This window comes from Fructilactobacillus sp. X7R4C1, assembly GCF_059901115.1.
The window spans coordinates 254349-267646 of sequence record NZ_JBWXVD010000002.1; the positions used below are offsets into that span (position 1 = coordinate 254349).

The following is a 13298-nucleotide window of genomic DNA, read 5'->3' on the forward strand; positions in this document are numbered from 1 at the left end:
CTGGTCTTTAATTTAAATCTCTTTAGACAAAATATCAATTGTATTACTTAAATCATCTTGTTTAGTTTCAATCGTTTCGCCAGTTTTACGAATTTTAACTTCTACAATTCCTTCATCCGCCTTTTTGCCGATTGTAACCCGAATTGGGATCCCAATAAGATCAGAATCAGCAAACTTAACCCCGGCACGTTCCTTACGATCATCAACCAAAACAGATAGTCCTTTTGATTCCAATTCTTTTTCAATTGAAGATGTCATCTCTAATTGCTCATCATTTTTAACATTCGTTGGGATAACATGAACATCATATGGAGCAATTTCTTTTGGCCAAACTAATCCATTTTGATCAGCTTGCTGCTCTGAAACTGCCGACAACAAACGACTGACACCAATTCCATATGAGCCCATGACAACCGGGATATTACGACCATTCTGATCGAGAATATCAGCACCCAATGTTTTGGAATATCGTGTCCCCAATTTGAAAATATGACCAATTTCAATTCCCTTGGTAAACTTCAATACTCCGCTACCATCAGGAGAAATGTCTCCTTCTTTAACTAAATGAAAATCCCCAAAGTCTTTTACTTGGTAATCACGGTCGTAATTGACGTTTTTATAATGCTTCCCGTTTTTATTAGCCCCGGTAACACCATTACTAATACCTTTAACATACTGATCAGCATAAACAGAAACGTCATCTGGAACATTAATTGGTCCAACTGATCCAGGTTTAACGTCTAAGTATTTAGAAACCTCAGTAGGGCTAGCAAGTTCTGCCGAATCAGCATCAAAATAATTCTTAACCTTTGTTGGATTAATTTTTTGGTCTCCCCGAATCAAAATCATTACTGGCTTACCATCAACGATATAAAGTAAACTTTTAATAATCTGATCTTTTTCAACATCAAAGAACTTACTAACTTGATTAATGTTATTAACATCTGGAGTGTCAACTAATTCCAAATCATTTAATTCTTGATGTCCCTTTTGATCAACAAACATATTCGTTGCCATCTCCAGATTAGCAGCATAATCACTATCATCCGAATAGACAATCGTATCTTCACCAACCGCAGCAGGAGCAGAAAATTCTTTTGAATCGGAGCCACCCATTGACCCAGAATCACCAATGATGGTCCGATAATTTAACCCAATCCGGTCAAAAATTCTCTGAAACGCTGCTTCCATTTGTTTATAAATCTTATCCAAATCATCATCATCTTCAGAAAAGGAATAGACATCGAGCATAATAAACTCTCGACTACGCAACAATCCATAACGTGGCCGATCTTCATCACGATACTTAGGTTGAATTTGATATAAAATTAAAGGAAGCTTTTTATATGATTTGATATTATTTTTAATTAGATCTGTAAAAGTTTCTTCATGTGTAGGACCCAAAATAAAATCCGTATCATGTCGATTTTTAAATTTAAATAGTTCGGGACCATAAGTGTCATATCTACCCGAATCTTTCCATAATTTAGCTGGAATAACTGCGGGCATCAACATTTCTGCTGCATTGGTTTTATCTAATTCTTCACGAACAATTTTTTTGATGTTTTCAAGCACGCGATATGCCAGTGGTAAATATGCATACATACCTGCCGAAACCTGCCTAACGAATCCAGATCGAACTAGCATTTTATGACTAAGAGCTTCAGCTCCCGCTGGATCTTGTTTTAAAGTTGGTATCAATAATTTTGACTGTTTCATTTTATAACCCCTAAAGTTTTATCGAATAAAGTATCGCTCAATATCATTCCAAGTTACCAGTACCATCAATACTATCAGAATGGCAAAACCAATGAGCGTAATGATCGTTTCCGTTTTTTCCGAAACTGGTTTTCTTCTAATTGCTTCCACAATATTTAATAATATTTTACCACCATCCAAGGCTGGAATTGGTAACACATTTACAATGGCTAAATTAATGGATAAAAATGCTAAAAAGCTCAACAGTCCTAAAAAACCGCCCTTGGATGCGTTAGACGTCTCCGCAAAAATGGCAACTGGACCACCTAAGTCATTTAAAGAAAAATGGGTAAACATTGAACCCAACACACCAAACAATTCAGTTGTCATATCCCAGGTTCGAGTAAATCCAGAAAACAACTTAGCTGAAAAACTAGTGTCCATCGCCTGCTGAACTCCAATCATACCAACTTTTTGCTTCTGAATGGTTTTGGCTTTGGTCGTCATTGAAATATTTTTAACTTTTCCATCATGCTTAACCGTTAAAGTTACTTTTTTATCTGGGCGCTTCTGAATCAACGTGCCGATATCATTCCACGTGTTGGTTTTGTGACCATCAACAGCCAAAATATTACTATTATTTTGCAGACCAGCTTTTTTCGCAATTGAAACTTGTGGCGACAGGTTAACCTTGTTTGAGTTATTAGGAACTCCACCTTGCATGAAGGACAAAAGCATAAATGCCAAAATTGCCAAGACAACGTTGTTAAAAATTCCCGCGCAATTTACCAAAAGTCGTTTATACAAAGGTGCTGACTGAAATTGAACGTCAACCGGCGCGATTTGAACCTCGATCCCATCTTTTTCAATAATAGTAGCATCGTGATCAACAGAAAACTTTTTTTTCTCAGAATCATCACCATTTTCGTATCCTTCAATCCAGAGACCCCCTTCTAGATCGGATCCCGACACATCTAGTGGTATTCCTTGAAACAGTTGGCTTTTATTACTCAAATCAATTCTAGTAACAACACCTTTGCTATTAGTTTGAAGCCGAACTGGAGTCCCTGGCTGAATTTCTTCATCCTCATCATCACTACTTCCAGCCATTCGAACATATCCACCAATAGGCAGTAATCGTAGTGTATAAGTCGTGTGATTATGTCGATAGTAAAACAACTTGGGACCCATTCCAATTGAAAATTCACGGACCATGATTCCTGACATTTTAGCCACGATAAAATGACCAAATTCATGAACAAAAACTAATATTCCAAAAATGATTATGAAACTAATGATTGTAATTAACAATAAAGACCCAGTCCCTTCCAGATATTACACAATTCCAAATAAATGTAGTAGTGGTAGAACAAATAATAAACTATCGAATCGATCTAATATTCCACCGTGGCCTGGCAAAATCTTGCCGGAATCCTTAACTCCATAATAACGCTTTAAAGCTGACTCAACTAAATCACCAAATTGACCAAAAATGGAAAGAACAATCGTAATAAAGAACATACTTACGGTACCAATCCCATCAATTGGGAAAAAGCAGACAAAGATTGTACACAAAATGGCTGCTAGTGCTGTACCGCCAATCGATCCCTCCCAAGTCTTATTAGGAGAAATATGAGGTGCCAATTTGTGCTTTCCAAATGCCCTTCCAAAAAAGTAGGCACCAGAATCAGTTAACCACACAATAAACAGAGCGTACAACAGGGTTGTTAATCCATCAGTCCGGGCTTCAATAAAGTAATGAAATCCAAACCCAATGTACAAAATTGCCAAGGTAAAGACCCCAGCGTCATCAAAATTGAACTTATTTTTAGAAAATACGGTAAATAACATCAATAACATTATTAAAATGTAAATTGCAAATGGAGGCTTAATCCACAATGGTAAAAATGATAACCAGTTTGTCGGGATAATCATAGCAATTGTCGCAACAAACGCAATTAGTGTCTCTGGAGACACTAAAAGTCGTTTTTTCATAATAAAAATTTCTGCTAGAGCAATCAAACCTAACACGATAGCGGCTAAATCAATCCATATTCCACCAGCAATGATAATCGGTATAAAAATAATCAAAGCAATAACCGCTGTGATAATTCTCTGCTTCATAATAAATCTCCTATTTTGCGTCCAAACCACCAAATCGACGGTGACGCTGTTGAAATTGTATAATTGTTTTTTCTAGATCGGCAGGTGTGAAATCAGGCCAGTACTGATCAACAAACTCTAATTCACTGTACGCAATTTGCCATAACAAAAAATTAGAAATCCGTTCTTCACCACTAGTTCGAATCAATAAATCAGGATCAGAATATTCACCCAAAAAAGCGGTCATCAAATGATCTGAAATTGTCTGATCAGAAATTTCATCAACATTTATATTACCCCTTTTTACATTTTGCGCAATTTCCTTAACGCCACGCACAATCTCGTCACGACTACCGTAATTTAAAGCAAAATTCAAAACCATCCCGGTACAATCCTTAGTATCATCAATTGCGTCATAAACTGCTTTTTGGGTTCTTTTAGGTAATCCAGAAATGTCACCAATTGTCGTAACCTTAACATTGTGTTTAAGGAGGCTCGGAACAAAATCATCAAAAAATTTAGCTGGCAAACTCATCAAGTAGCCAACTTCCTTTGCGGGTCGCTTCCAGTTTTCAGTAGAGAATGCGTATAACGTTAATACTTTAACCCCAAGATTACTTGCTTTGGTAGTAATATCTTTTACTACTTCCATTCCGCGCTTATGGCCATCAATTCTAGGTAAGTGTCTTTTTTTTGCCCAGCGCCCGTTTCCATCCATAATTATTGCAATATGATTAGGAATGTTTTTTATATCCAGTTCGTTAGTCATTTGAGTACCTCAATACTTTTACATAAATAAAGGATGAGAGAATCCTCATCCTTTTACTTTACTAATTTCCATTCTCCACGACCTGCGTCAACCAAAGTATTAAAATACTTTAAAATCTTATTAGCGTCTTCTGGGCTCTGTTCCCCGAGTTGATTCAATCCCTCACCGGTTGGGATTGGCTCTGACAGATCTGTAATCTCGTTTCCATTCTCAATCGTCGCTTTTGAGAAAGCAATAATCCAGTCATTTTCGATCAAGGGAGAAACTACAAAAAATAAGTTAAAGTCATCATTAATATAAGCGGGCATCACGTACACATTATCTTGAATTTTCTGTAATTGATTACCATCATAGTCCAGTGCACGCAGGTTTCCTTCGTTAACTGGCTGTTTCAAACGAAATGCCATGTGATCAAACTCAGGTGTGCCCGGTGTTACTTCTTTTTCGTTATCATTATCATCAGCCATTAGAAAAACTCCCCATTTTATTAACCATTAAGAATCTCGTCTTCCTTTTTCGAGATAATGTCTTCCACTTCAGAAATTGACTTATCAGTGATTTTTTGAATTTTGTCCTCCAAATTATGAGACTCGTCATCCGTAAAATCACCATCTTTGTTACCCCGTTTAGCAGCGTCCATGCCATCACGACGAACATTTCTAACTGCTACTTTACTTTCTTCACCAGTTGCTTTAACTTTTTTCGCAATTTCTTTTCGACGATCTTCTGTCAACTGTGGGATCACAATTCGAATATTGTCACCATCATTCATCGGATTAATTCCAAGGTCAGCCTCTAAAATACCATGCTCGATGTCCTTTAACGAACTCTTATCATAAGGTGTAATTAAAATTACACGCGGTTCTGGAATTGAGATTGAAGCGACTTGGTTTAATGGCGTTGATGCCCCATAATAGTTAACTCTAACCGGACTTAATAAACTAGCATTAGCACTACCAGCTCGGATGTTTCCAAGTTCCCGCTGTAAGGCTTCCTCTGCTTTTTTCATTTTTGACTTAGTTGTGTCAATAATTTCATTTGAACTAGGCATATTATTTTCCTTCCACGATTGTTCCAATTTTATCACCTTGAACAACCTTCTTGATATTGCCAGGCTTATTTAAATTGAATACCACTAACGGGATATTATTATCCATCGAAAGTGAGCTTGCAGTAGTATCCATAACATGTAAGCCTTTGTTAATGATATCCATTTGCGTTAATTTCTCATACTTTTTAGCATTGGGATCGGTTTTAGGATCAGCTGAGTAAATTCCGTCAACTCCGTTTTTTGCCATTAAAATGGCATCAGCGTCAATTTCAGCAGCACGGAGGACTGCCGTAGTATCAGTTGAAAAGTACGGATTACCAGTACCTCCGGAAAAAATCACAATTCGTCCCTTCTCTAAGTGGCGAACTGCTTTACGCCGAATGTAGGGTTCTGCAATTTGCTTCATTTCAATCGATGTTTGAAGCCTAGTCGGAACATCCACTGATTCAAGGTTATCCTGTAAGGCTAAACCGTTCATAATGGTCGAAAGCATCCCAATATAATCGGCTTGGGATCTTTCCATTCCCATTTCTTCACCAGCTTCACCACGCCACATGTTTCCACCACCGACAACGATGGCAATTTGAATCCCTAAGTTATAAACATCTCTAATTTCTTCAGCAATCGTCTTGATAACGGGGGGATTAATTCCAAATCCTTTATCACCAGCAAGAGCTTCACCGCTTAACTTTAAAACGATCCGTTTGTACTTTAAATCTGCCATCAGATTTCCTCCAACAATATAAATTAACTACGATAATTTTAGCATATATTAACGTATAACAACAGTGCCCTGAAGTTAGGTATAACAAAAAAGCCAGTGCATTTAACACTGACTTTTTGCTGAAATATTATTGATTCATTTGTTGTTTAACTTCATCAGCAAAACTTTGAGTATCTTGTTCAATACCTTCACCAACTTCATATCGAACAAAGCCTTTTAGTTTACCATTATTTGATTCAACATATTGTTGAACAGACATATCAGGATCCTTAACAAAAGGTTGATCAGCTAAACTAATTTGAGCTAAGAATTTCTTTAAACGCCCATCAACCATCTTTTCAACGATCTTTTCAGGTTTACCCTCACTTAGAGCTTCCTTTTTAAGAACTTCACGTTCATGCTGCAACCGATCCGAAGGAATTTCATCTTGAGTTAAGAATTCTGGGTTTTCAGCAGCAACATGCATGGCAACATCCTTAGCAGTATTGTCATCTCCACCTTGAAGTTCAACCAAAGCACCAATTTCTCCACCATTATGAAGATAAAAGCCAAAACTATCATCATCATTTTTATTAAAGGTCTTGAAACGACGCAATTTGATTTTTTCACCAGTAACTTGGGTAGTATTAATGATGGCATCTTCGACGGTTCCATCGTTTAATTCAAGTTTCATTGCTGCATCTAAATCTTTAGGCTGATTTAAAGCAATTGCATCAGCAACAGCATCAATCAAATCCTTAAAGTCATCATTGCTGGCAACAAAGTCCGTTTGCGAGTTAATTTCAACGATCGCAGCCTTGTTATCATGAACAGCAACTCGAGTGAGGCCACTGGCAGCCACCTTTCCACTCTTCTTTTCAGCCTTTGCAACCCCATTTTCTCTAAGAATATCAATGGCTTTCTTTTCATCACCATCGGCGGCAACTAAAGCCTTCTTAGCATCCATCATACCAGCACTAGTCTTGTCACGTAACTCTTTAACTTGTTTAGCAGTTACTTTTGCCATAATTGTGATCTCCTTTGTTTTAATAAAAAACTGACTTAAATTAGGCCAAAAGGGTCTAAACAAAAGTCAGCCTATCACTTTAATTATTTAGTTTCTTCGGATTTTTCATCTTTTTGGTCAGCATTTTTATCAAAATCTTTTTCGCTAACTTCATCTTCACCCTGTTTACCCTCAATAATAGCATCAGCCATTGTTGAAGTAATCAATCTGATGGCACGAATTGCATCATCATTAGAAGGAATAACATAATCAATTCCATCAGGATCAGTATTAGTATCTACCATTGCTACAACCGGAATATTGAGCTTTTGAGCTTCATGCAAAGCAATTTGTTCCTTATGTGGATCAACGATGAACATTACATCCGGAATCTTAGGCATATCTTCGATACCGCCTAAGAATCTTTCAAGTTTGTCGGTTTGCTTCTTAAGCAAAGCAACTTCCTTCTTTGGTAAACGTTCAAAAGTGCCATCTTGAGCCATCTTTTTAAGTTTCTTCAAGTACTTAATTCGTTTTTGAATCGTGTTCCAGTTGGTAAGAGTACCACCTAACCAACGATGGTTAACGTAGTAAACACCAGCACGTTTTGCTTCTTCTTCAATTGAATCTTGAGCTTGTTTTTTAGTACCAACAAAAAGAATTACAGCATCATTTGCTGCTTCATCCTTCATAAAGTTGTAAGCACGGTCAATGCACTTAACCGTCTTTTGTAAATCGATGATATAAATACCATTACGTTCAGTAAAAATGTATTTCTTCATCTTAGGATTCCAACGACGAGTTTGGTGACCGAAATGAACACCAGCCTCAAGTAATTGTTTCATTGTAACTACAGCCATAATTAGCCTCCATATAAAAGTTTTTTCCTCCCTAGAATTATGCAAGGAACTCAAATGAGCACCGCCTTACAAAACCTTCTAGGTGTGTATTGGTAATTAACACCAAGGATTAGTATACAAAATATCAACGTAAATAACAATAATATTTTGAGATTTAATCAAATCTTGCGTATAATATTAAAAATGTGTTACGGTTTTATGTATCTGAGGAGGAGTTTAAATGATAAAAGCTGTCGTATTTGACGTCGACGACACATTGTATGATCAAAAGCGGGTTTCAGAAGAGGCCTTTTTTAAGACGTTCCCTAATCATCCAATTATTGACTCAGCTACTTCATTTAAAAATTTTCAAATTCAAAGTCCCTTAGTTTATTCCAATATAATGTCTGGGACTTACAAGCAAAATGAACTAGTTTATCAAAACATCAAAAATGGTGTTAACGATCTTGATCCGGATAAAGAAGAAATTAAACATTTTAAGAAAAACTATCTAACTTGTATTAAAGAAATTTCATCTTATCACGATCTTTTAAAGACAATCCAAATGTTGTCAAATAATTTAAAAATTGGAATTATTGCTAACGGATCCAGTCAATTCTTAAATAACGAACTAAAGATCCTTGGATTAGATGATTACATTGATCCTAATTACATCATTGCTTCAGAGTCAGTTGGCATGTTAAAACCGGATCCTAAAATTTTTACCGTTATGAATCATAGATTAGATGTCAGACCATCCGAAGTAGCTTACATTGGCGATTCATTTACTGGTGACATCATTTCAGCCAAGCGAGCTGGTTGGCATGCCTTTTGGTTCAATCACCGCAAACGATCCGTCCCAGAAACAAACTTTGTCCCAGATCAAACGGTAACTTCTCAAAATGAGCTTTGTGAACTTTTAAAGGCTCTATCAAAATAAAAAGCGCACTTCACATCAAAGTGCGCTTTTTATTTTGAGTTCCTATTTAACTTCAACTGAGTTATCGGACTTACCGTTTTTAATCAATTGAACGTTTGAATCGAGTGCAATTTGAACCATGTTCTTAACCGCAGGCTTCGTATAAAATGCAATGTGTGGAGTGATTAAAACATTATCCCGTTTCATCAAGTTCTTCAATCTGTCATCTGGGATCTTATCAAAACTTCCAAAATCAACATTGAAAATACCCACTTCGTTTTCGTACACATCAAGAGCAGCTCCTGAGATCTTGCCACTGTCAAGGCCACGAATCAAAGCATCAGTATCAATTAAACTTCCACGGGCAGCATTGATAATTTTGATTCCATCTTTCATTTGCGCAATTGAATCATCATTAATCATATGATCATTTTCTTTTAATGCTGGGGCATGAAGCGTTATAATATCAGAATTTGCATACAATTCTTCAGGGGTATCAACGTAAATTCCCTCTTTTTTGAGCTCAGGGTTTGGATAAGGGTCATAAGCAATCACTTTGGCACCAAAACCTTGAAGGATTTTAACAACTTGGCGTCCGATTCTCCCAGTAGCATAGACACCAACGGTTTGCTTGTTCATTTCGTCAGCAATATCTGGAGCCCAGGTCATGTTACCATGGCGTTCCTTATCTTCAAACTTTTTAGTATGACGAAGTAACCGCATCATTTCTGTAACCGCTAATTCAGCAATAGCAGCTGGTGAATAAGCTGGAACGTTAGTGACATTAATGCCATCACGTTTAACAGCATCAGCATCAACATTATCCACCCCAACGTTTCGAAGTGAAAGTGATTTAATGCCAAAACTAGCTAATTTGTCTAAAATATCAGCAGTATAAGGCTTTTGCTGGTATGCAACCACACCATCAAATCCCTTTGCTTCGTCGACAGTGTCATTATCCAATAATTTTGATTCTGCTTTTACTTCAATGTCTGGATGAGCTTTATCCCATTGTTCTAAGTATGGTCGTTCATCGTCTCTAATTCCATATGCAATGATTTTCATAACTTAGTCCCCCTTTTCTTTTCACCATAATTATAACACCCAACCACTAATTACCCCAAAGAGTCGAGTCAATTCCATGGCTAATTAGAAAAAATTCTTTTTTTCTCCGAGTTTGATGCTTAAAAGCGTATTCTGCTTTCATGGCACTCCTTTTATCATTAAATTTTTCGTAGTACAGTAGCTTTAAAGGTCGCCTAGTTTTAGTATATTTGGCCCCTTTCCCAGCTTGATGAACCGCTAATCTACGATAAACGTCATCGGTAAACCCACCGTAAAACGTCCCGTCACAACAAAGTAAGACATACATATAGTAACTTTTACTTTCCATACAACATCTTTTTAACCTCTTTTGAATAACTACCATGGTCATAAACCGTAATCGGGTAATCGACTTTTAAACCAGCATTTTTTCCATCTTTAATTGCAGATACCAAAATCATGTTAGAATTCTTTCCCTCTTTAGGGTAAATAAATTGAATTTGCTTCATTGCTAGTCGAAAGTTAGTCATTAAGTTCATTAATTCATGTAGGCGATCAGGACGATAAACCATGTAAAGTTTCCCACCAGTTTTTAAAAGCTCACTACTAGTTTTAATAACGCTTTTCAAATTAGTTTTTACTTCGTGTCTTGCAATCGCTAAATATTCATTCGGATTTTTTTTACTAGTCGGAAGATTTGAAAAATACGGAGGGTTAACCGTAATAGTATCAACCTCATCTTTGCCAAAAATTGTGGTAGCATTAGCTAAATCATCATTATAAACGGATATCTGATCCTCTAAGCCGTTCAGTTGAACACTCCTAGTTGCCATATCACTTAGACGTGATTGAATCTCGACTTCGGCAATCTTACCATGTGTTTTTTTGCTTAAAAACAAACCAACGGCACCATTACCAGCACATAAATCAACCAAAAGACTATTCTTATTGATCTTAGGCTGAGCAAAATTAGCAAGCATTACGGCATCCAAAGAAAATGAAAACACACTTGGACTTTGAATGACTTTAATGTCCTGACTGTAGAGTTGGTCAATTCGTTCATCACCAATCAAGTTCACCTAGTTCACCACCATTTTTTAAATTTAACTTGTCACTTTTACCGTTAATAATATACTATTAAATTATACATCTTAAAAAAAGGAGCTTAAAATCTTTTGTGGTACTCGTTTTTATTTACAGTTGGCCAATTCATTTTAAGAATTATAAATGGACCAATGAATGTGATGCACAAGAATCGTATCCCAGACGGAAATTACGTGTTAATTGCTCCCCACCGGAGTTGGTTTGATATGATTCTAATTGCAACGGTAATTCGCCCTAAACAGTTGTGTTTCATGGCTAAAAAAGAACTATTCAAAAATCCAATGCTGGGATGGTTTTTGCGGCACGTCAACGTATTTTCGGTTGATCGTTCAAATCCAGGAATTTCAGCAATTAAAATTCCAGTTAGAACACTGAGAAAAACCAATCTATCACTCATGATGTTCCCGTCTGGTACGAGGCATTCCAAAAAACTCAAGGGCGGTGCAGCACTGATTGCCCAACTAGCTGGAGTGCCCCTGGTACCAGTTGTTTATCAGGGGCCATTGACCCTCAAAGAAGTTTTCAAACGCCAGAAAGTTTCAATTAACTTTGGTGATCCAATTTATATCAACAAAAAAGAAAGATTGGATGATAAGAATCAAAAATTAATTGAAAATCAAATGCAAGCCGCCTTTGACAAGCTCGATGATGAAATTAATCCCAACTACGTGTACATTGATGAATCAAAACCGCATAATAAAAAAACGTCGAAGTAATTCGACGTTTTTTTAATTTTGATGATGTTTCATTGCGTTCATCATTTGGTTAAGTTTCTTTTGTGATGGCTTTTGTCCCATCTGAAGCATCATCGCTTTAAGTTGTTCCTGGTTGATTGGTGGATTATCCTTCAAATACTTTTCCATGTACTTACGAGCACCGAAGAAGCCAATTAGTGCACCAGCTAGTAAAGCCAAAATCACTATTAAAATCCAGATCCATGTAGACAAATCATTGACCTCCCTTCAAGCCTTTTATTATTATTTTACACAATTAGCAAGGTTTTGAAAAGATTGGAATCAATCGTCTCGCAAATTTTTCTTTCGCTGAGATTCCTTGACTTTGTCTGAAGTAATTTCGTTCCCTTTTTTATCATAGACCTTAGTCATTTCAATCTGACTTTTAAAATTAGCCTTGAAACGATCTAAGTACTCTTTTCGTAACTTCCTCTGTTCTTCTTTTTCGTCTTCAGATAAACCTTCGTTTTTTGATTTTTTAGATAATTCGTTAATTCTTGGAATGAGTTTTTCTAATTCTTTATCTTCAGCCATGTTAACCTCTCCCTTCATCTGATATCATAATATCACGAAATAAAGCGTGAAAACAAGGATTTGTACACGAACAAACGTTTGCAAAATTCCGTTTTTGTGGTATTCTTATTTTAGCTAAAAACCAATTAGAAAGCACAGAGGTGCCTTATGTCGCAAGCATCACAAACAAAACAACATGATATTCTCGAATACATTTGGAAACAAGTTCGTGATCAAGGATACCCACCAACCGTTCGAGAAATCGGCGAACACGTTGGATTATCGTCAACTTCAACGGTCCATGGTCATCTCGCTCGTTTGGAAAAGAAGGGCTATATCATCAAGGATCCAACTAAGCCGCGCGCCCTTGAAGTTACTTCTGATGGAATGAACTATCTTGGTGTTTCTCAAGAATCAAAGCCGGACGAGATGCCTTTACTTGGAACCGTTGCTGCCGGAGAACCAATTCTTGCGGTTCAAGACGCAACTGATTATTTCCCGATTCCAACCGAACTCCAACGAAGTTCTGATTCACTCTTCATGCTTACCATTAGTGGTACAAGTATGATCAATATCGGAATTTTAGACGGTGATCAGGTAATTGTAAAACGCCAAAATACCGCTGAAAATGGTGATATTGTTATCGCCATGAACGACGAAAACGAAGCCACCTGCAAACGATTCTTTAAAGAAAGTGACCATTTCAGACTCCAACCCGAAAATGATGACATGGCACCAATTATTTTAAAAAACGTAGTCATCTTAGGTAAAGTTGTCGGTTTATATCGAATCGGCATTAAATAAAAACCATTCAC

General features: G+C 36.8%; 17 protein-coding genes. 3 read left to right on the forward strand and 14 right to left on the reverse strand.

The features are described 5' to 3' along the window. Window positions 1-12 precede the first annotated feature (12 nt). The 9 genes from AC6UC9_RS03295 to rpsB all read right to left on the reverse strand — a co-directional run bounded on the left by AC6UC9_RS03295 (window position 13) and on the right by rpsB (window position 8190). Window positions 13-1719: a proline--tRNA ligase gene (locus AC6UC9_RS03295; protein ID WP_500701137.1), complete on the reverse strand. Its 1707-nt coding sequence runs from the start codon at window positions 1717-1719 to the stop codon at window positions 13-15. A gap of 18 nt (window positions 1720-1737) precedes the next feature. Then, window positions 1738-3009, reverse strand: coding sequence for an RIP metalloprotease RseP (rseP, locus tag AC6UC9_RS03300; protein ID WP_500701138.1), 1272 nt, complete (start codon window positions 3007-3009; stop codon window positions 1738-1740). Between the two features lie 24 nt (window positions 3010-3033). Further along, window positions 3034-3822: a phosphatidate cytidylyltransferase gene (locus tag AC6UC9_RS03305; protein ID WP_500693847.1), complete on the reverse strand. Its 789-nt coding sequence runs from the start codon at window positions 3820-3822 to the stop codon at window positions 3034-3036. 10 nt (window positions 3823-3832) lie between these two features. Then, on the reverse strand, window positions 3833-4570 hold the full coding sequence (gene uppS / locus AC6UC9_RS03310) for an undecaprenyl pyrophosphate synthase (protein ID WP_500701139.1): 738 nt from the start codon (window positions 4568-4570) through the stop codon (window positions 3833-3835). 53 nt (window positions 4571-4623) lie between these two features. Beyond that, window positions 4624-5037, reverse strand: a complete 414-nt coding sequence (locus AC6UC9_RS03315) for a hypothetical protein (RefSeq protein ID WP_500693849.1) — start codon at window positions 5035-5037, stop codon at window positions 4624-4626. Window positions 5038-5057: 20 nt separating this feature from the next. Further along, window positions 5058-5621, reverse strand: coding sequence for a ribosome recycling factor (frr, locus tag AC6UC9_RS03320; protein WP_500693850.1), 564 nt, complete (start codon window positions 5619-5621; stop codon window positions 5058-5060). Window position 5622: 1 nt separating this feature from the next. Continuing rightward, on the reverse strand, window positions 5623-6345 hold the full coding sequence (pyrH, locus tag AC6UC9_RS03325; RefSeq protein ID WP_500695573.1) for a UMP kinase: 723 nt from the start codon (window positions 6343-6345) through the stop codon (window positions 5623-5625). A gap of 127 nt (window positions 6346-6472) precedes the next feature. Beyond that, on the reverse strand, window positions 6473-7354 hold the full coding sequence (tsf, locus tag AC6UC9_RS03330) for a translation elongation factor Ts (protein WP_500693962.1): 882 nt from the start codon (window positions 7352-7354) through the stop codon (window positions 6473-6475). A gap of 80 nt (window positions 7355-7434) precedes the next feature. Then, entirely contained in the window at window positions 7435-8190 is a 756-nt protein-coding gene (gene rpsB / locus AC6UC9_RS03335; RefSeq protein ID WP_500693852.1) for a 30S ribosomal protein S2, read from the reverse strand. Window positions 8191-8410: 220 nt separating this feature from the next. On the opposite strand from rpsB, the gene AC6UC9_RS03340 reads away from it, so the two are divergent. Continuing rightward, entirely contained in the window at window positions 8411-9109 is a 699-nt protein-coding gene (locus tag AC6UC9_RS03340) for an HAD family hydrolase (RefSeq protein ID WP_500701140.1), read from the forward strand. A 42-nt stretch (window positions 9110-9151) separates the two neighbouring features. Here AC6UC9_RS03340 and AC6UC9_RS03345 read toward each other — a convergent pair whose 3' ends face one another. The 3 genes from AC6UC9_RS03345 to AC6UC9_RS03355 are packed head-to-tail and all read right to left on the reverse strand — an operon-like array spanning window position 9152 to window position 11211. Beyond that, complete coding sequence (locus tag AC6UC9_RS03345; protein WP_500693854.1) at window positions 9152-10153, reverse strand: D-2-hydroxyacid dehydrogenase; 1002 nt, start codon at window positions 10151-10153, stop codon at window positions 9152-9154. 46 nt (window positions 10154-10199) lie between these two features. Then, a complete protein-coding gene (locus tag AC6UC9_RS03350; protein WP_500693855.1) occupies window positions 10200-10481 on the reverse strand; it encodes a GIY-YIG nuclease family protein in 282 nt (93 codons plus the stop codon). Further along, on the reverse strand, window positions 10471-11211 hold the full coding sequence (locus AC6UC9_RS03355; protein WP_500693856.1) for a tRNA1(Val) (adenine(37)-N6)-methyltransferase: 741 nt from the start codon (window positions 11209-11211) through the stop codon (window positions 10471-10473). The genes AC6UC9_RS03350 and AC6UC9_RS03355 overlap by 11 nt, the downstream gene beginning before the upstream one ends. Window positions 11212-11307: 96 nt before the next feature. Here AC6UC9_RS03355 and AC6UC9_RS03360 point away from each other — a divergent pair, with 96 nt between their 5' ends. After that, a complete protein-coding gene (locus AC6UC9_RS03360; protein WP_500693857.1) occupies window positions 11308-11952 on the forward strand; it encodes a lysophospholipid acyltransferase family protein in 645 nt (214 codons plus the stop codon). Between the two features lie 12 nt (window positions 11953-11964). Here AC6UC9_RS03360 and AC6UC9_RS03365 read toward each other — a convergent pair whose 3' ends face one another. Both AC6UC9_RS03365 and AC6UC9_RS03370 read right to left on the reverse strand, forming a co-directional pair. After that, window positions 11965-12183 (reverse strand): YneF family protein, encoded by a 219-nt coding sequence (locus AC6UC9_RS03365; protein ID WP_500693858.1) that lies wholly within the window; start codon window positions 12181-12183, stop codon window positions 11965-11967. 69 nt (window positions 12184-12252) lie between these two features. Further along, window positions 12253-12504: a DUF896 domain-containing protein gene (locus tag AC6UC9_RS03370; protein ID WP_500701141.1), complete on the reverse strand. Its 252-nt coding sequence runs from the start codon at window positions 12502-12504 to the stop codon at window positions 12253-12255. 147 nt (window positions 12505-12651) lie between these two features. Between AC6UC9_RS03370 and lexA the strand changes: the two genes are divergently transcribed. Next, window positions 12652-13287, forward strand: coding sequence for a transcriptional repressor LexA (gene lexA, locus AC6UC9_RS03375; RefSeq protein WP_500693860.1), 636 nt, complete (start codon window positions 12652-12654; stop codon window positions 13285-13287). Window positions 13288-13298 lie beyond the last annotated feature (11 nt).